This window comes from Rufibacter aurantiacus (assembly GCF_017916345.1).
GTDB lineage: Bacteria > Bacteroidota > Bacteroidia > Cytophagales > Hymenobacteraceae > Nibribacter > Nibribacter roseolus.
This window is the reverse complement of record NZ_JAFMSV010000002.1, coordinates 448,127-467,181: the sequence shown is the minus strand read 5'-3', so window position 1 is coordinate 467,181 and position 19,055 is coordinate 448,127. Positions and strand designations below refer to the sequence as shown.

Genomic DNA, 19,055 nt, shown 5'->3' with positions numbered 1-19,055 from the left:
TTCCGGCTAACAATGAAAGGAAGTTTTTACCTCAGCCTTGTTTCTGCCCTGATTTTGGGAAAACGGCATAAAAACAGAACGGCCTCTGATCCCGAGATCAGAGGCCGTTCTGTTTGATTATTGCTTTCCAGACTGAGGCTTAGCTTTTGGGAGCTTTCTGGTTTACCGTTTTCTCTGCGAGCATCAGTGCATTGTAGGCATTCACCAAGCCACCGGTGCGGGAAAGGTCCGCGAAACGGGCTTTCTTACGGGCTTCGCCTTCCAGGTTAGGGTACAGCGCGGTTTCCTTGGGGTACACCGTCGCCGATTTCAGGATGACATCTTTCAATTCCGCCGCCGTGAGTTCTGGGTAGTAAGACCATACCAGCGCGGCCACGCCGCTCACAATAGGGCTGGAGAAGCTGGTGCCGTCCATTTTGCCGTATTTGTTTTCCGGGGCCAGGGAGACAATGTCCACGCCGGGCGCGAAAAGGTCTACCGTCTGCTTGCCGTAGTTGGAGAACACGCCCACAAAGTCTTTGCCCAGCATCCGCGAAGAGGCGCCTACCTCAATCCAGGTCTTGATCTGGGAACCGTCATTCAATACGCGAGTGGGGTAGTGGGTGACTTTGTCGTTGTCAGTGGCCTCGTTGCCGGCGGCGTGCACCAGCAGCACGTTCTTGGACTCGGCGTACCTCACGGCCTCGTCCACAAACGATTTCTCCGGCGACATAATCTTCCCGAAACTCATGTTGATGATGTTGGCTCCGTTGTCTACGGCGTACCTGATAGCCAACGCAATGTCTTTGTCGCGCTCGTCACCTTCTGGCACGGCCCGCAAAGCCATTATCTGCACATCCTCGGCAATGCCGTCAATGCCCAGGTTGTTTCCGCGCAGCCCGGCAATGAGGCCAGACACCGGGGTGCCGTGGGTTGGGCGCGGGCCCACCACATCGTTGTTCCCGTACTTGTTATCCGTGATGGATTGTGGGTTGTCATTGATGATGGTGCGCGGGTTGAAGGCCAGGTTCAGGTGCTTGTCAAGGTAGGTGTCGGTGTGCTCTTTGTACTTGAGGAAAGCCTCTACTGTGAGGCCCTGGCTGTATTTGCTCAAAAGCCAGTTTTTGGCATTCATCACGTTCTGGTCCGGAGAAGAGATGCGCTGTACGTCCTGTAGGGTGTATTCCTTTGTTTGGAGGTGATTGGCCAGCACATTCTGCACCTGGATGAGGACCTTCTCAAAAGCCGCCAAAGTCTGCCGGGTCTGCTGGTATTTGGCCAGTTCCTTATCGTAGAGCTGTTTGCTTTGCTGGTAGAGCTTGTACTCGGGCTGTTGGGCCAGCGGCACCTCAGAGATGGAGTTTACCTTCTCATAGGTAGGCGCCAGGCGGCGCAACTGGCGCACGTACTCATAAGTCTCATAGCGGATGTTCTCGCCTTTGGCATTGCCCAGGAAACCCCAACCGTTCACGTCATCTACGTAGCCGTTCTGGTCATCGTCCTGGCCGTTGCCGGCCACTTCTTTCTTGTTCGTCCAGATGCGGCCTTTCAGGTCTTCGTGGAGTATGTCAATGCCGGAGTCAATGACCGCCACTACAATGGTCTTCTTCGGCTTCTTGTTGTTCAGCAGTTCTTTGTAGGCCCTGTTCACGCCCGTGCCCTGGATTTTGTCCTGCGTGGGGTCCAGGTTGTGCCAGTTCACGTAGGCCTGGTCAAGTTCCGAGACGGAGGAAACCGGATCATCCTGGGCCAGCGCCGGGAACACAGTAAAGCCAGCCAAAAGCAGGCTGGCCGAGGTTCTTAGTATATTCTTATTCGGAATTTTCATAGCAGCACAACGGCAAAAACCATTCCATGCGTGTGCCCGCCGCCAGGTTTTGCCGTAAATGAAGTGTTCTTTTTTGAAAAGGTAAGACTATTTCGGGTAACCAGCCTCCTGAGCATGCCGGTTTCTATTCTCCTAGTCAAAACCGTTTCAGGCCTGTTTCCCTAAAAACAGGCCCGAAACGGTTGCTGAAACAAAATGGATAATGAAATGGCGAAGTCTACTTAGTCTCCGTCACTTTCTGGTAATAAGCAGTTGGCCCATCTGCGGGCGAGTAGTCTAACAGGAGGTATTCCGCTTCCCCGTTCCCCAGCCACATCTCTTGACCAAACCCTTGGTTACGATTCCCGAAAGTGTGGAATGCCACCGAAGGATCATCAAATTTGACGGCAACGTACCATTGTGTGGCAGTGTGATTGGTTTTGACGGAAAATGACCCGGTCGCTTTCACGCCATTCCGGTACCTGATGACAGAACTATCAGGTTGCAAGTGCAAGACTTCCTCATAGGGTAAGGAATATATATAATCAGATTGGCCCTTATCTGGGCCCGATGAGTCATCTTCACCAGCTTCCATTGACCAATTGCCTGAGAAGGCACGAGCGTCCCTGGCCTATAAGCATTTGGATCTGGCTCGGGGGAGATCTCGTCAGCCGGGGTGCAACTGATGGCCATGAGTAAAAACAGGAAAGGGTAGAGGATATTCTTCATACACATCGCTTTGGCTTTTTTAAATGACCCTGCTTAGGCCCATTAGGTTGCAGCGCCTGGTTTTCAGTTCACCATAATTCATCATTAAAATAATACTTTCAGGCCGATTTTCTAAAAACAGACCACAAATGGAGCAAATCTGAGACAGCTTATGTTAGGGTTGTTCTTCCCCATTGGGTTTGCCCGCCGCAGAGGCTTTTGAAAGTCAGTCTAATCGGGGAAATACTAGTATCTTTGTTTTCTAATTGTAAAACGCACCATGATTTCAGTTGATTCGGTCGCCGTTGAGTTTAACGGCGCGGCTCTTTTTAGTAACGTTACCTTCAACATCAATGAAACCGACCGGATCGCCCTCATGGGGAAAAACGGAGCCGGGAAATCCACCCTCCTAAAGATCATTGCCGGGGTAAACAAGCCTACCAAAGGCAAAGTGTCGGCACCCAAAGATGCGGTGATCGCCTATTTGCCGCAGCATTTGCTTACCAAAGACGAGAGCACGGTTTTTGCCGAGGCTTCCAAAGCTTTCGGGCAGATTCTGGAAATGAAGGCCAAAATGGACGAGCTCAATACCCAGCTGGAAACCCGCACCGATTACGAGTCTGATGCCTACATGAAGCTGATTGAGGATGTCTCTGAGCTGAGTGAAAAATACTACTCCATTGAGGAAATCAACTTCGATGCCGAGGTAGAGAAAACGCTCCTGGGTTTGGGTTTCCTGCGTTCCGATTTCACCCGCTCCACCAGTGAGTTCTCCGGCGGATGGCGCATGCGCATTGAGCTGGCCAAAATCCTGCTGCAGAAACCAGACTTGATCCTGCTGGATGAGCCCACCAACCACCTGGACATTGAATCAGTGCAGTGGCTGGAGGATTTCCTGGTGAACAACGCCAAAGCCGTGATCGTGATTTCCCACGACAAGACCTTCGTGGACAACATCACCAACCGCACCATTGAGGTAACCATGGGCCGCATCTACGACTACAAGGTGCCTTACACCCAGTACCTGCAACTGCGTAAAGAGCGCCGCGAGCAGCAGCAACGCCAGTACGATGATCAGCAGAAGGAGATCGCCGACATCACCGCGTTTATTGAGCGTTTCAAAGGAACTTACTCCAAAACGCTGCAGGTACAGTCGCGCGTGAAGATGCTGGAGAAAATGGAGCTGGTGGAAGTGGACGAAGTAGACACCTCGGCGCTTAGCCTCAAGTTCCCGCCCGCCCCGCGTTCCGGTAACTACCCGGTGATTGTGGAGGAACTCACCAAGAAGTACGGCGATCATACCGTGTTCCAGGATGCCTCCCTGACCATTGAGCGTGGAGAGAAAGTGGCCTTTGTGGGCAAGAACGGCGAGGGGAAATCCACGCTCATCAAAGCCATCATGGGCGAGATTGACTACGAAGGCAAACTGCAATTGGGCCATAACTCCATGATCGGGTACTTCGCGCAGAACCAGGCTTCTCTCATGGATGAAGATTTATCCGTGTTCCAGACCATCGACCAGATTGCAGTAGGCGATGTCCGGACCCGCATCAAAGACATCCTGGGCGCCTTCATGTTCAGCGGCGACACCGTAGAGAAGAAAGTGAAAATGCTCTCCGGTGGCGAGAAAACCCGTCTGGCTATGATTAAGCTGCTGCTACAACCCGTGAACCTCCTTATCCTGGATGAGCCCACGAACCACTTGGACATCAAAACCAAGGACATCCTGAAAGACGCCCTCAAAGCCTTTGACGGAACCTTGATTTTGGTTTCCCACGACCGTGACTTCCTGGACGGTTTGGCCGAGAAAGTATTTGAGTTCGGGAACAAGCGCGTCCGCGAGCACTTCGAAGACATCAACGGCTTCCTCCGCAACAAGAAAATGGAGAACCTCCGCGAGATCGAGAGAAAGACCGTAGCTAGCTAAGCTGCTGATTAGGATACATGAAAGATCCCCATTGGTTAAGGCCGATGGGGATCTTTTGTTTTGAATAATTAAGGTAAAACGTAGCGGCGTTACACTGTAACGCCGTGGTTCCATGAAACAATAACGTCTCAACCCAAACAGGCCTTCTCCTAGGCAGAATGATCATTTGTTAAAAGGTTAGGAACCGTATGTTGCTGTGTAGAACCTCGTCGTTACAGTGTAACGACGCTACAGATTACTCCTTGAAAAATTGATCTTCTTGCCAATTGGCGGGATTAGATAGAATGTAGTTCTCAATGAGTAGTAATTCACGACTGTTTCTAATAATGCGGTCATGGAAGCGAGGCTGCCAACTAAAGGGTTCTGTACTCACGCTTTTTATCATGTTGGTACATGCCGCTTTGTAAGAACCTATGATTCTAGAAATAGAACCTGCTTTGGGAGACAATGCTGCCATAGCATTATTACTGTCTTTTGCTTGTTCGTCAGTCGCTGCCACGCTAACATCTTGTGCAGATTCTGTTACAGGTTTCTCTAACCCAACAATGCCATGCACGTGGTTAGGCATTACCACAAACTCACCCAAAAATACGTGGGGCCAATGATCCTCTAACTCCAGCCAGTACGCATGGGCAATAAGTCCCTCATCAGACAGATCCATTTGGCCGTTTTTCACCTCCCCGAAGTACGGAAGGCGGTCTTTGGTACAGATCGTGATAAAGTATAAGCCTTCCCACCGGTAATCGTAACCAGGAAGGCGGCGGGTCCTCTTACTAAAAGAGTCATACTTCGGCATAAGCTGCGGACCTAAAATCAACGATCCTACCAAAACGGACCAACCACCTGAAAGGATACCATGCCCCTACCTTTACAAAAAACGCCCTCGTAGCGTCGTTACACTGTAACGACGTTGGTGCTACGAAGCAATGCCGTACCAATTCAGATACAGCATAAGCCAAGGTAAACCTCGTTTTAAGCGCCATTTTCGCTAAACAATCTCAAAACACTTTCTGGTATAAATTCTTCTCCGGCTCATTTTCTACGTGCCGTACTTCCAGAATCTCAAAGACATTCTTCTTGATGGTATGCGCGATGTCGCCGGTGGGCAGGTCGTTGCAGTCCAGCCCGAACGGGTCTTCAATCTCCTCGGCCATGAGCTGCACGCCTAGAAAAGCGAAAGCAATGAACATCACAAACAGAATAGCAAAGTACCCGAAATGCGGAATCAGGCCGAAGGGCAGAATGCCGGTGTACACCATGATGTACAGCTTGAGGTACACGTTGTAAGAAAATGGAATGGGTGTTTTTTTGATGCGCTCACAGGCGCCGGTTACCTCCAGCAGGGCTTGCGTATGCACCTTCAGGTTCAGGTGGTCTTCGCCGGCTATGTCGCCGTTTCGGAAGCTCTGCTGAATGCGGTGCTGGATTTGCCAGGCCATAAAGCTGGGCAGGTGCGCTTTGCTGCCGTATAGCTGGTGCTCTTCCGGCGAGAGGAAAATGAGGTCCTCCAACTGTACCCCTTTCCGGAGGTGCTCTTTTAGGGTATAGCCGAAGTTGGCCAGGTGCACGGCCAGAAACCGACGAGTATCCAGGTCTTCTTCGGGGAGGGCTGCGTGTACCATCACGGCCAGGTTACGGCTGTCATTGACCAGGCGGCCCCAGAGCTGGCGGCCTTCCCACCAGCGGTCATACGCACTATTGGTCCGGAATACCAGCAAAATGGACAGCACAATGCCCAATAGGGAAAACACGCTGCTATCAATTTTCCAAGGGGGAAGTTGGAGAACATCTAAGGTGAGAAAGGCAATGACGGCCGTGATAGCACCCATGACCAGCGTGTGCTGCATGATGCGTTTCATGGTGTAACTCACCGATAGGTGCCGGACATCCCGCAGCCAGCTTTTATTCGCCTCATAAACAATCATAAGGCAGGCATGAACAACTGATCCTCGTAGCACCAGGCCCAGCTCTCGCCGGGTTGCGCCGAGGTGATGACGGGGTGCTTCGTTTCCAGGTAGTGTTTGGTGGCGTGCCGGTTGGGAGAGGAGTCGCAGCAGTGGGTTTCACCACAGGTCTGGCAGAGGCGTAGGTGCACCCAGGTGCTACCCATGGCCACGCATTTGGCGCATACGTGAGAATTGGCCGGCTTCAGGTTCTCCGGGGAAGGCAGGTGCTCACAAACTTTGGTTTCCATCATCAGAATGAATCTTAGGTTTCGGCGAGGTATTCGTGCACGTACTTGATGGCCATGGCGCCTTCGCCTACCGCCGAGGCCACGCGGTTCATGGCGCCCGCCCGTACATCGCCGGCGGCGAAAATACCGGGCACACAGGTCTCCAGCAGGTACGGGTCGCGGGGCAGTTTCCAGGTCTTCTGGAAAAGCGGGTACTTCTGCAGGTCGCGGCCGGTTTCCACGCAGCCTTTGGAGTTTTTGATGATGTCCAGCTTGATCCAGTCGGTGAAGGGTTTGGATCCGATGAAGATGAACAGGGCATCGGCGGGAACGGTCTTCGTGGTGTTATCCTGGTCGTTGCGCAGCACCAGGCAGGTCAGCCGTTGGTCGCCGCGGGCCTCCGCTACCTCAGTGAAAGGCAGCAATTGGATGTTGGCCGTCCCCTTAATCTGGTCTATGAGGTACTGCGACATGGTGGAGCTCAGATCTGGTTTCCGGATGATGATGTACACCTGGGCCGCGTACTTGGACAGATACATGGCGGCCTGCCCCGCCGAGTTTCCGCCGCCCACAATGTAGACCTGTTTCCCTTTGAACGCGTGGGCCTCACTCATGGCGGCGCCGTAATAAATACCCGCCCCTGTGAATTCCTCTACGCCCGGGGCCTCCAGTTTTCGGTAATCCACCCCGGTGGTAATGATGATGCTTCGGCTGCTGATCTCGCTGCCGTTGGACAGCCGTACAATCTTGTACTGGTCCTGTAACCGGATCTCCACCACCTCCTGCGGCGACAGGAACTCGGTGCCCAGGCGGGTGGCCTGCACAATGGCCCGGTGCGCCAGATCACTGCCGCTGAGGCCGTTGGGGAAACCTAGGTAATTCTCAATGCGGGAGCTGGTGCCTGCCTGCCCGCCGGGTGCTTTTTTGTCTATCAGCAAGGTCTTTAGGCCCTCCGAGGCGCCGTATACCGCGCCCGCCAATCCGGCCGGACCGGCCCCAATCAAGACCACATCATACAGAGAGTTCGTCGCGTTGGATTTCAGGCCCAGTTTCTGCGCGATAGACGGAATCTCGGGCTGGCAGAGGTAGGAGCCGTCCTCAAAGAAAACCACCGGTAGCTGGCTCTCATTCAGGTTGTTTAGGCGCAGCAGCTCCATGGCCTGGTTTGGTTCGTCCACGTTCAGCCACTGGAAGGGGAACAGGTTGGCGCCCAGAAAATCCTTGAGTTGGTGCGATTTGGGTGACCATTGATTACCGATGACCCGCAGGCCGGTATACTCGGGAATAAAGGTGGCCTGCCACTCGTCCAGCAAATCTTGAATGACCGGGTACAGCCTTTCTTCGGGCGGGTCCCAGGGTTTGAGCAGGTAGTAGTGGAGGCCCACCGCGTTGATGGCCTTGATGGCGGCCTCGGTGTCTGAGTAGGCGGTGAGCAGCACGCGCTTGGCATCCGGGAAGATCTTGATGGCCTGCTCCATGAAATCTACGCCGGGCATCTCGGGCATGCGCTGGTCGCAGATGAAAAGGGCGATGGTCTCGCTTTGGTTTTTGAGCGTTTTCAGGCTTTCCAGGGCTTCCAGGGCCGAGGTGGTGCTCAGGACTTTGTACTCTTTCCGGAACTGTTGCCGGACATCGCGCACCAGGGCCTTGAGCACCTGCGGATCATCGTCTAACGCGAAAATGATGGGCTGTTTCATGAATGGTTTCTGAAAAGGAGGATGAAAACGGAGGGCCTTACAGTGGCAGTTGCACGGTGAAGGTGGTCTGGCCGGGAACCGAGGTCACGGTGATCTCCGCCCCGTGGTGTTGGATGATCTTGCGCACGATGTCCAGGCCTAAGCCGCTGCCTTTGCCCATGGGCTTGGTGGTGAAGAACGGGTCAAAGATGCGGCCCATGATGTCCGGGGCTATGCCGGGGCCGTTGTCCGTGATGCTTACTTTGACGGTTTTCCCCTCGGGCCAGGCCTTGATTTCTATGATCCCCTGGTCTGGGGCGGCGTCAATGGCGTTGTCCAGCAGATTGGTCCAGACCTGGTTCAACTCGCCGGCGTAGACCGTGACTTTGGGCAGGTCCGGGGCATAGGTTTCCTGCACCTGGATGCGCTTTTCCTTGAGCTTGTGGCCCAGCATGGTGAGGGTGCTCTGGATTTCCTTGGGCAAGGTGACCGGCTGTTTGTCCTGCGCCTGGTCCATGTGCGAGTAGGTTTTCACGGCGCTCACCAGGTCAAAGATCCGTTTGGAGGCTACCTGGATATCATTGATCACGCGCTCGGTGGTTAGGGCGTTGGCCACCCATTCTAGGACCTCGTCCAGGTGCTTCCCGTCTAGGATCTTTTCCACCAGGTTCAGGTCGTCCAGATCCAGGCCGGTCTCCACGAAAATATCGGCCAGGGGGTAGGGGTCTTCCAACTGACGGTTTTCCATCCATTCCAGCAACTCGTCTTCCTGCCGGCTTTTTTCCAGCATGGTGTGGGTGCTCAGTTTGCAGTTCTGAATTTTGGCGAAGGTGAATTCCACTACCTGGTCCACTTGCTCGGGCGTGAGCTGCATCATCATCACGCGCTTGAATTTCTGGGGAACGTTGTGGTGGATGCGCAGCAGCTCGGCGGAGCTCCGCACGATGGCCGCCGACGGGTTGTTGAGTTCGTGGGCCAGGCCCGCCGAGAGCTTGCCCAGGGCCAAAAGCTTCTCGTTGAACTGCTGCATCTGCGTGAAATCGCGCACCCTGTCGGCCATGAGGCTGACCAGCACCTGCAGCAGATCGGGGTTGTTTCGCTCCAGCTCGGGAAAGTGGCGCTTGTGCAGCACCAGCAGGAGGGTAGGCTTCACTGCCTGGCCCACGCCCTTGGTATGGGTAAGCCGGGAAAAAGGCATCACACCGGTGATTTCCCCTTTATGGAAGGTAAAGACCTGTTTTAAGAGCCCGCTTTCCTCCAGCCGCACGTCTATCTGGCCTTCCAGCACCACGTACATGTTCTCGGCGGGTTCTCCCTTCTGGAAAAGCGTTTGGCCGGGCATAAGCTCCAGAAAAGTGGAATGCTCCAGCATCCAGGAGAGTTGCTCCAAAGGAACCTGTTTGAAAAGGGCCAGGTCCTGAAGTTCGGCGGCTTCGGTTGTTTTCATGGCTCAGGTGTATGGATGATCCTGATTCAATTTAAAGAAAATCAGGATGTAATGGCTTTTCTTCTATATTAAATTTAGATGTCCTCTTTGGAAGTACACGAAGAACAAGCAGTCTTTGAATTGAAGAAGTACATCCTTTCCGTCATTTCGATATGAAAGCAAAACCCTGCAAAACAAAACGCCCCGCTACCAAAAGGCAACGGGGCGTTTTAGGGCCGTTATTTAGAAAACAGGCTTAAAGCACCACTTTGCTGTCTTTGTCCTTGAACACGCTGAGGGCCGCCGACTGCACTTTCTGCTTGTAGCCAGCCCATACGGTGGAGAAGAAGGTGTTCACCTTGCCTACCGCTTCCTGGGTGAGGGTCTCTGCCTGCTCTACCAATTGCGTCTCAGTTTGGGTGATAGGCTCAGAGCGGCCCGTCACGTAAGAGCGGGCTTCCTGCAGTTTGGAAACTGCCGTAAGCTGGGCCGGACGGCCGTACCCCTGGCGGGAGAGGCCCTGCCCCTGGATCATCTCGCGGTAAGTCTTGATAGAGTCCTGCATGGCCTTGGTGGAGCGCTGCAACTCAGCTTTTTCTTTGCCGCTGGCCAGTTTCAGTTGGGTGTTGATGGCCTCAGTGGCCTCAGAGGCTTCCTGCAGGCGGTCCAGCACCTCGGTGAGTTGCTGGGTCTGCTTGTTCAGGCGCTCGCCCAGCTGCCGGCGGGCGATCACGTTCTCCTTCTGGAACGGGAAGCGCGGGTCTGCTTTCACGGTCACGAACGTGGAGTCTTTGCTGCCGGCATATTGCATCACCAGCTTGTAAGTGCCGGGCAACACCGGGTTCCCCGATGGCTCTCCGCCGCCGCCCCGCTGGCCACGGCCACCGCTAGGCTGCCGGATACCGCGCTCGGTCAGGTTCCAGGTCATCCGCTGGAAACCTAAGGTAGAGTCTGGCTTCTGGCGAAGGGTTCTGATGAGCTTGTTGTCGGCGTCGAAGATGCGGAGCTGCAGGGAGTCTGCCTTCACGCGGGCCACGGCCGGCACCGAGGCGCTGTCGCGGGCGGGCAGGGAAGTGGCCATGCGTTCGCCGGTTTCCTTGTTCAGCTCCGTGGCGGGCTTCTTCTTTTTAGGCGCGACTTTTTTGCCGCTGGCCGGAGCTGGGGTATTAGCTTTGGGTTTGATGTAATAGGTTACCGTAGCACCGGCTGGCTTATTGGCCGCCTGGTACAGGTTGTCGGCCTCGGAGCCGTAGCCGGGGGCCGAGGCGTAGGAGGCCAAGTAGGCTTCTGATGGTTCAAACACGGCCAAAGGTTTTTGGAGTGTTTTTCCATTATCAGCCGCTAACTGGCGCAACGGCTTGATGTTGTCCAGCACGTACACGGCGCGCCCGAATGTCCCGATAACTAAGTCTGCTTCGCGCTCCTGAATGGCCAGGTCCATGACCGGAACGGATGGCAAGCCCTGGGTCCACTGGGTCCAGTCTTTGCCCCCGTTGATGCTCACCCACAGGCCGTGCTCGGTGCCGGTGAACATCAGGTTTGGCTGGGTAGGGTCCTGCAAAAAGGAGAGGGCGTAGCCACGCACTTTCTTGTCATCTACCAGGCGCGTCCAGGTTTTCCCGAAATCGGTGGTGCGATACACGTAAGCGCTGAAATCCTTCCCGAAACGGTAATGGTTGGCCACCACAAACGCTTCACCGGCGCGGTGGCGGGAGGCGGTGATCTGCGGAATCCAGGCCTCGGCGGGCAGACCGGGCAGGCGGTCGCGCAGGTTCGTCCAGGTCTTGCCGCCGTCGCGGGTGAGCTGGACGTGGCCGTCATCGGTACCTACCCAGATCACGCCTTTCTCCAGCGTGCTGGGCGCGATGGTGAGGATGGTGTTGTGGTTCTCGGCGGAGGTGATGTCCAGGCTCAGGCCGCCGCTTTCCATCTGTTTCTGCTGGGCGGGGTTGTTGCGGGTAAGGTCCGGCGAGATGGTTTTCCAGCTCAGGCCTTTGTCTGCGGATTGGTGCAGGAATTGGCTCGCGTAGAAAATGCCGCCTTTGTTGAAGGGGTCCAGCGCGATGGCCGCGTTCCAGTTAAAGCGCAGCTTGGTTTTGAGGTCCGGCGAGGTAGGTTTGGCGATGTAGGAGTTGCCGGTTTCTTTGTCGTAGCGCGCCAGGCTGCCGCCCTGCGACATGGCGTAGCCAAAGCGGGCATCCTCGGGGTCTGGCACAACGTCAAAGCCGTCGCCGCCCTGCACGGTTTGCCAGTAGTAATTGCGAAGGCCCCCGCGGGTAAAGGTATAGGCCGGTCCGGTCCAGGAGCCGTTGTCCTGCAGGCCGCCATAAACGTTGTAAGGCACCTCGTTGTCTACGTTGATGTGGTAGAACTGCCCGAAAGGAAGTGCCTCCGGGAAGCTCCAGGTCTTGCCCCGGTCCCGGCTGATGGCCAGGCCGCCGTCGTTCCCGTCCAGAATCAGGTTGGGGTTCTCTGGGTGGATCCAGAATGCCTGGTGGTCGGCGTGCACCGCGTCCATGGAGGCCGTCACGTTGAACGTCTTGCCGCCGTCTTCGCTCACCGACACCGGCTGGTACAGCATGTAAATGCGGTTCTCGTTCTTAGGATCCACGTAGATCTCGTTGAAGTAGAACGCGCGGTTCGTCACGATGGAAGGGTCTTCGGTCACCTTCGTCCATTTCTCGCCGCCATCGTCTGAGCGGTACAGCCCGTTTTTGGTAGCCTCCACCATGGCATAGATGCGGCTAGGCATGCTGCGGCTCTGCGCCAAGCCTAACCGTCCGAAATCCCCGGCCGGCAGCCCATCAGGAGCCCCTTTCTTCTTCCAGGTTTTTCCGCCATCGTAAGTGATGTACAACCCAGAGCCAGGTCCGCCCGAGGTGAAATCCCAGCCCGTGCGGCGGTGTTCCCACATGGCCACGATCAGTTTGTTGGGGTTGCTGGGGTCCATGACCATTTCGGCCACGCCCGATTTCTCATTGGTGAACAGCACGCGCTCCCAAGTCTGGCCGCCATTGGTAGTCTTGTACAAGCCGCGCTCCGGATGGTCCCCGAAAGGCAACCCGATCACCCCCGCGTACACCACGTCTGGGTTGGAAGGGTCAATGATGATGCGGTGGATGTTGAAGGTCTTGTCCAGGCCCATGTGTTTCCAGGTGCGGCCGCCGTCAATGCTTTTGTAGATGCCGTTGCCCATGTTCACCGAGTTGCGCGGGTTACCCTCGCCGGTACCGGCCCACACCACGCTGGGGTTGCTCTGTTGGATAGCCAGTGACCCGATGTTGATGTTGGGCTGCTCATCAAAGACCGGGGTGAAGGTGGTGCCGCCGTTCTCGCTTTTCCAGACGCCGCCCGAGGCCGCGCCCACGTACATGATGTCTGGGTTGCTCACCACCGCGTCAATGGCCGTCACGCGGCCGCTCATCACGCCGGGGCCAATGCTTCGGGCCTTCATCTGGTTGAACTGCGCCATGGTCAACGTTTGCGCCTGCGCCTGCCCCAGAGCCAGTAAAGACAGGCAGAAGAGCTTGGGTAAATGTTTAATCATAAAGGGGAAGTAGTTTGTGTAGGTTGGTTTGTGCCTCTAAATGTAAGGAACTAAGCGCAGGATTGGAAGCAGGGTGGGAAACGTGCCGTTTAGAGCCTGTTTTAAAGAAACCGGCCCCTAAACGTACGGGGCAAAAAGCAGGGGCAGTGGGGTAACTTTCTGTACGGCTGCCTCTTGGCGCAGGATAAACCAAGAGCGGCTAATTTTCCTTATCTTACAGGTCTATTGATTAGACAAAACAACATGAAAAAGCTTTTGATACTTCTGGGTCTCGGCGCCCTGGCCATCACGCAGCCGGCCGTAGCCCAGGTTTATAAACCTCAGGAGCCGCTGGCTCACACCTATTCCATTGTGGCCCGCGACCCTAAAACCGGCGAGATGGCAGTAGCGGTGCAAAGCCATTGGTTCTCCGTGGGCACCTCCGTGAGTTGGGGCGAGGCCGGCGTTGGCGTAGTAGCTACCCAGTCGTTCACAAACAAGTCCTTCGGGTTGCGCGGACTGGCTTTGATGAAACAAGGGAAAACCGCCGAGGAGACCCTGAAACTATTGCTTGCCAATGATCCGGGCCGCGAGGTGCGCCAGGTGGCCATCCTGGATGCCAAAGGCGGCGTGGCTACCCATACCGGTAAAAAATGCATCACCTACGCCGGGCACATTACGGGCAAAGACTTCTCGGTACAGGCTAACATGATGCTGAACGAAACTGTGTGGCCCGCCATGGCCAAAGCCTTTGAGCAGAACTCGCACCTGCCGTTGGCCGAGCGGATGCTGGCCGTGCTGGACGCCGCTGAAGCCCAGGGCGGGGACATCAGGGGGAGGCAATCGGCCGCGCTGTTGGTAGTGCCGGGTAAAAGCAAAAAAGAGCCCTGGAATGAACGCTTGGTGGACCTGCGGGTAGACGACCACGAACTGCCTTTGCGCGAGCTTCGTCGCTTGCTCACCGTGCAGCGCGCCTATGAGCACATGAATAACGGCGACCTTGCCGTGGAGAAAAACGACATGGCGCTGGCTATGAAGGAATACGGCGCCGCCGAAAAACTGCAGCCCAACAACCTGGAGATGCAGTACTGGCACGGCATCACGCTGGCCAACACCGGCAAAGTAGACGAGGCTATCAAAATCCTGGAACCCGTTTTCAAAGCCGAGCCTAACTGGCGCACCCTCACCGAGCGTCTCCCGCCGGTAGGCCTGCTCACCGTTTCAGCCGAGGATTTGAAAAAGATCCTCGGAACGAAGTAAGCTTTAAACTACCTATTTGGTGCTTCCCCTTGCCCTCCTAAAATGAAGGCAAGGGTTGATTCGCTTATGATGAAACAAGCCCTGCTGCTCATTTTTTGTTCTTTCCTGATTAGCTGCTCCAAGACGAGTGAGGCAACATCATCACAAGAAAAAACAGAACCCTCTTCTGTTTCAGCTATTGACACTATCCCCAATACGATGCAGCGAAGGGCCTCATCGGCATCAGGTATTCAAGAAGATGTAGAGGAACCCGAAGTGGAGGAGTGTGTTTTTGATACCAGTACTTATCACTTCACCACAGAAGCGATAAAGAAGTATGACAAAAACCAAGATTTCCATTGGGACAAACAGTCTTCCAGTGCGCTTGTGAAGCTTAATGCCACTGACAGTTTGATTTTAAGCATTGGAGGCTGCAACCATTTTACCTACAGTGCCACCTATGTTACTGACAAGGCAAAATTCAGTGATAGAAAATTTCTAATTCAGAAAGCCAAATGGCTAGCTAAGAGCTTCTTTTCCCAAGGATTTGATGAAAAGTATGTCTACAGTATAGAAAACAACCTTTACCGGTTAGAAGAGACCCAACGGGATGATTTCTTGTGGTACACTATCATTGACAAAGATACCGCCGAGACAAACTACACTTATGAGGGATGGACAATTGAGAAGGTTGGCGGTAAAGTAAGGTTGAACTTAATTGGTTCTATTAATTAGAAATATCGGGGCCGGAGAGGCCCTAAAAATTTTAAGATTATTTCCCAATTATCCATTTCCCTTTCTGACTTCTGCGTTGTAAATCGCAGCTCAGAAAAACACCTACACCAAACAACAAGCATGCTTCGCTCCCTTAAACAGATTACCCTGGCCGCCGCCCTCAGTTTGCCTTTGGCAGCTAGTGCCCAGAACCAAGATTCCGTGCACATCCGCAGGATTTATGATGTGGCGCTTACCCAAGGTCAGAGTTATGACCAACTGCGTTACCTCACCAGCCGCATCGGCGCACGCCTGAGCGGATCTCCGCAGGCCGCCGCTGCCGTGGAGTGGGCCCGCCAGGAGATGGAGAAAATGGGGCTGGACCGGGTGTATTTGCAGGAAGTAATGGTGCCGCATTGGGTTCGGGGCGAGAAGGAATACGCGGCCATCGTGAACTCCAAGATCACGCCTACCCGCGAGGTGAACGTGCTGGCCCTTGGTGGTTCTGTCGCTACCCCCGCTACCGGGCTCACCGCCGAGGTGATAGAGGTAAACGGCCTGGACGAGCTGAAGAAGCTGGGCAAGAAAAAGGTGCAGGGCAAGATTGTGTTCTTCAACCGGGGCTTTGACCAAACGCACATCGTTACCGGACACGCGTACCGGGGCGCGGTGGACCAGCGTTCCAGCGGACCCTCTGAAGCCGGACGCCTGGGTGCCGTGGGGGTGGTAGTGCGTTCTATGGCCTCTAACAACGATGACTTTCCGCATACCGGTGGCCTGCGCTACGCCGAGGACGCCCCCAAAATTCCGGCCGTGGCCATCAGTACCAAAGGCGCTGATTTATTGAGCAAATTGCTCAAAGAAGACCAGAAACTGCAATTCCACCTCCGCATGAACCCGCAGTGGCTGCCCGATGTGCTCAGCTACAACGTCATTGGCGAGATCAAAGGCACCGAGAAACCCGAGGAGATCATTGTAGTAGGCGGCCACCTGGATAGCTGGGACATCGGGGAAGGCGCCCACGATGACGGAACCGGTTGCGTTCAGTCTATGGAAGTGCTGCGCCTGATGCGCGCCATGGGCTACAAACCCAAACGCACCATCAGGGCGGTGATGTACATGAACGAGGAAAACGGCCTGCGCGGCGGCACCAAGTACGCCGAGGTCGCCAAAAAGCAGGGCGAGAAACACCTTGCCGCCATTGAATCAGATGCCGGCGGCTTCACGCCCCGTGGTTTCGGGATTGCGACGACCACCGAGGCGGCTTACCAGAAAGCCTTCGCTTGGCGCCAATTGCTGGCTCCCTACGGTCTGCATGACATTGACCGCGAAGGCGGCGGAGCCGATATCGGTCCGCTGAAAGATGACCGCGTGGCCCTCATCGGTTTCCGGCCAGATTCCCAGCGCTACTTTGACATCCACCACACTGCCAACGACACCTTTGACAAAGTAAACCGCCGCGAACTGGAACTAGGCGGCGCCTCTATGGCCGCATTGGTGTATTTGCTGGATAAATACGGTCTGTAAGAAATTATGCCTTTAGAAGGAAAGCCTGCGGCGAGAGTTGCAGGCTTTTTTGATGTTTTTTCAAAAAAGGGCTCTAAAACAGAATGGCAATGTACTTTATCTAAGGCGCGGATTTACTTCCGTGACATGCAGAAGTAATTAGTGCTCGAATGAACTCGCAGTGTCTTTAAGCTGTGTCTTAGGCGCTGCTTTATGGAAAACCTGGCAATAGAGCATCAGAGTTAAGAAACCTTGCGGAACAATAAAAGGACATTCTATGAATAAAGCCCTACAAGTATTTCTCATCATTGCTTTTGTGGTTACTACTATGGTAAGATCCTATGCATGTAGTTGCTTATCAAAGAATGAAGATAATTGGCTACCTGTTTCTAAAAGTCAGTTGGGACATTATCCTGTTATCATTTTAGGTGAAGTCTTGTCTGTAGATATGGACAAAGACAGCTATTCAGTTTTTGTTTTAGATGCTTTCAAGGGAAATATAAAAGTATATGATTCTCTCATCATTCAGGTCGAAAACAGTTGCTGGATACGGTTTGATTTGGGGATAGGAATTTTCTACGCAGACCTGGATAAGAACGGAACCTTAAACGTAAGTGAATGTAGTATTTCAAGGAATCTTGATTTTTTATCAACTGAAAAGCCTTTAGTTCTTAAAAATGCGATGGGCAAGCCCGCTAAAGAAGAGGAGGAGTTAAAACGCCGAACCCTCCTCCTCAAAAACTGGATGAACGAGTACGCTCTCCTCAACGCTTACCGCAACAGTCACCAGAAAGTAGAGGAGCCTCAAACCAGCAAGTCAGACTATCTATCTTACCTGGCGGTGGCACTTTCAGTGGTTGCCGTTTTGGTGGCCTTTTTCAGAAAACTGGGCTAAAACGGAAGGTGACTAAGACCGCTACTTCCATCCGCGGGAAATCTGCCGCAAGACCTGTACCTTTGCCGATGGGTTAAACTGACTGCGCTTGAAAAAAATCCTCATCATCCGGTTCTCTTCCATTGGCGATATTGTGCTCACTACGCCGGTTATCCGGTGCGTGAAAGAGCAGGTGCCAGGGGCGGAAGTTCATTTCTGCACCAAGGCCTCCTTCCGGAATATCATTGCCAGCAACCCGTATGTAGACAAGGTGTTTTGCCTGGAGAATTCCCTAAAGGATTTGCTGCAACAGTTGAAAGCCGAGCGGTATGACCTCATCCTGGACCTGCACAACAATCTGCGTACCCGCGTACTGAAATCCCGCCTGGGTCGCCCGGCCCGCAGTTTTGATAAGCTCAATTATCAGAAGTGGCTTTTGGTGAAGTTCAAGATCAACCGGATGCCGGATGTGCACATCGTGGACCGTTACCTGGCCACGGCGGCTCCTTTAGGCGTGCAGAACGACGGAAAAGGCCTGGACTATTTTATCCCCGAGAAAGATGAGGTAGACCTGAGCACCTTGCCGGTGACTCACCAGAAAGGCTACTACGCGATAGCCATCGGGGCGCAGCACTATACCAAGCGCCTGCCCGTAGACCGCCTGATTGAACTGTGCGAGAAGATCAACGGCCCCATTGTGCTGCTGGGAGGAAAAGAAGACGTGCCGATTGCACGCATGATTGAGGTCTTTTTCACCTCAGAGCCCTATTTCTCCCGCGAATCTCCAAATCCCGCCAACCGAACCATTATCTACAACGCCTGCGGAAAATACAACCTCAACGGCTCAGCCTCGTTGGTGCGGCAAGCCCAAGCGGTTTTCAGTCACGATACCGGCTTGATGCACATCGCGGCGGCCTTCCAGAAGAAGATCTACAGCATTTGGGGGAACACGGTTCCTGCCTTCGGGATGTACCCGTACACCCAGGACTTTGAGGTGCTGGAAGTGAAAAACCTGTACTGCCGTCCCTGCTCTAAGATAGGTTACACCAAATGCCCCGAGCGCCACTTCCGGTGCATGCGCGAAATCAACTTTGATTTCCAGTTGCCTGTGGTGGAGCGTGCTTTATAGTTTACTTAGCAAAGGGTGTTTTTAGCCTGATTTCCGGAAAAGACGTAGAAAATGGCAAACCAACTCTCTTTGTTATGGCCGCCAAACCCATTCTGTACGGTGCCGATTGGTGCAAGAAAACCATTGCTATCCAAGACTACTTCAAAACGCATGACGTGTCTTATGACTACATCAACGTAGAGCAAAGCGACGAAGCCATGCAAGCCATCAAAGACATGAACCGCGGTAAAGTGCGTTTCCCCATGGTAGTGGTAGGAGAGCAAACCCCCATGAAAAACCCTTCCCCGGAAGAGTTGGATGCTGCTTTGGCGGGTAACGGGTAGAGTGTAGTGGAGATCGTGCAGAGTACAGGACAACCACAAAGGATTGCC

Annotated in this window: 15 protein-coding genes; 7 read left to right on the top strand and 8 right to left on the bottom strand. The window is 54.1% G+C overall.

Annotated features, from left to right (window positions below; genetic code table 11):
* Positions 1 to 139: 139 nt before the first annotated feature.
* A complete protein-coding gene (locus J3P34_RS07395; RefSeq protein ID WP_210487548.1) occupies positions 140 to 1,807 on the bottom strand; it encodes a S8 family peptidase in 1,668 nt (555 codons plus the stop codon).
* A gap of 217 nt (positions 1,808 to 2,024) precedes the next feature.
* Entirely contained in the window at positions 2,025 to 2,300 is a 276-nt protein-coding gene (locus J3P34_RS07390; RefSeq protein ID WP_210487547.1) for a hypothetical protein, read from the bottom strand.
* 474 nt (positions 2,301 to 2,774) lie between these two features.
* On the opposite strand from J3P34_RS07390, the gene J3P34_RS07385 reads away from it, so the two are divergent.
* On the top strand, positions 2,775 to 4,421 hold the full coding sequence (locus tag J3P34_RS07385; RefSeq protein WP_210487545.1) for an ABC-F family ATP-binding cassette domain-containing protein: 1,647 nt from the start codon (positions 2,775 to 2,777) through the stop codon (positions 4,419 to 4,421).
* A 235-nt stretch (positions 4,422 to 4,656) separates the two neighbouring features.
* Here the strand turns inward: J3P34_RS07385 and J3P34_RS07380 are convergent, their stop codons facing one another.
* The 6 genes from J3P34_RS07380 to J3P34_RS07355 all read right to left on the bottom strand — a co-directional run bounded on the left by J3P34_RS07380 (position 4,657) and on the right by J3P34_RS07355 (position 13,243).
* Positions 4,657 to 5,082, bottom strand: a complete 426-nt coding sequence (locus tag J3P34_RS07380; protein WP_210487543.1) for a transposase — start codon at positions 5,080 to 5,082, stop codon at positions 4,657 to 4,659.
* Between the two features lie 337 nt (positions 5,083 to 5,419).
* Positions 5,420 to 6,346 (bottom strand): bestrophin family protein, encoded by a 927-nt coding sequence (locus J3P34_RS07375; protein WP_210487542.1) that lies wholly within the window; start codon positions 6,344 to 6,346, stop codon positions 5,420 to 5,422.
* Positions 6,343 to 6,618 (bottom strand): UBP-type zinc finger domain-containing protein, encoded by a 276-nt coding sequence (locus tag J3P34_RS07370; RefSeq protein ID WP_210487541.1) that lies wholly within the window; start codon positions 6,616 to 6,618, stop codon positions 6,343 to 6,345. Before J3P34_RS07370 ends, J3P34_RS07375 begins: the two co-directional genes overlap by 4 nt.
* 11 nt (positions 6,619 to 6,629) lie before the next feature.
* The gene (locus J3P34_RS07365) at positions 6,630 to 8,291 is read right to left on the bottom strand and encodes an FAD-dependent oxidoreductase (RefSeq protein WP_210487539.1); all 1,662 of its coding nucleotides are present in this window, start codon (positions 8,289 to 8,291) and stop codon (positions 6,630 to 6,632) included.
* 37 nt (positions 8,292 to 8,328) lie between these two features.
* The gene (locus J3P34_RS07360; protein WP_210487536.1) at positions 8,329 to 9,717 is read right to left on the bottom strand and encodes an ATP-binding protein; all 1,389 of its coding nucleotides are present in this window, start codon (positions 9,715 to 9,717) and stop codon (positions 8,329 to 8,331) included.
* 235 nt (positions 9,718 to 9,952) lie between these two features.
* Positions 9,953 to 13,243, bottom strand: coding sequence for a VPS10 domain-containing protein (locus tag J3P34_RS07355; protein ID WP_210487534.1), 3,291 nt, complete (start codon positions 13,241 to 13,243; stop codon positions 9,953 to 9,955).
* 243 nt (positions 13,244 to 13,486) lie between these two features.
* On the opposite strand from J3P34_RS07355, the gene J3P34_RS07350 reads away from it, so the two are divergent.
* The 6 genes from J3P34_RS07350 (at position 13,487) to J3P34_RS07325 (ending at position 19,007) form a co-directional block, all read left to right on the top strand.
* The gene (locus J3P34_RS07350; RefSeq protein ID WP_210487531.1) at positions 13,487 to 14,482 is read left to right on the top strand and encodes a DUF1028 domain-containing protein; all 996 of its coding nucleotides are present in this window, start codon (positions 13,487 to 13,489) and stop codon (positions 14,480 to 14,482) included.
* Between the two features lie 66 nt (positions 14,483 to 14,548).
* Positions 14,549 to 15,196: a hypothetical protein gene (locus J3P34_RS07345; RefSeq protein WP_210487530.1), complete on the top strand. Its 648-nt coding sequence runs from the start codon at positions 14,549 to 14,551 to the stop codon at positions 15,194 to 15,196.
* A 120-nt stretch (positions 15,197 to 15,316) separates the two neighbouring features.
* Positions 15,317 to 16,702 (top strand): M28 family peptidase, encoded by a 1,386-nt coding sequence (locus tag J3P34_RS07340; protein ID WP_210487529.1) that lies wholly within the window; start codon positions 15,317 to 15,319, stop codon positions 16,700 to 16,702.
* Between the two features lie 256 nt (positions 16,703 to 16,958).
* Entirely contained in the window at positions 16,959 to 17,576 is a 618-nt protein-coding gene (locus J3P34_RS07335) for a hypothetical protein (RefSeq protein WP_210487528.1), read from the top strand.
* A gap of 88 nt (positions 17,577 to 17,664) precedes the next feature.
* The gene (locus tag J3P34_RS07330; RefSeq protein ID WP_210487527.1) at positions 17,665 to 18,684 is read left to right on the top strand and encodes a glycosyltransferase family 9 protein; all 1,020 of its coding nucleotides are present in this window, start codon (positions 17,665 to 17,667) and stop codon (positions 18,682 to 18,684) included.
* Between the two features lie 74 nt (positions 18,685 to 18,758).
* Positions 18,759 to 19,007 carry a glutaredoxin family protein gene (locus tag J3P34_RS07325; RefSeq protein ID WP_210487526.1) on the top strand — a complete coding sequence of 83 codons (249 nt, stop codon included), beginning with the start codon at positions 18,759 to 18,761 and terminating at the stop codon, positions 19,005 to 19,007.
* Positions 19,008 to 19,055 lie beyond the last annotated feature (48 nt).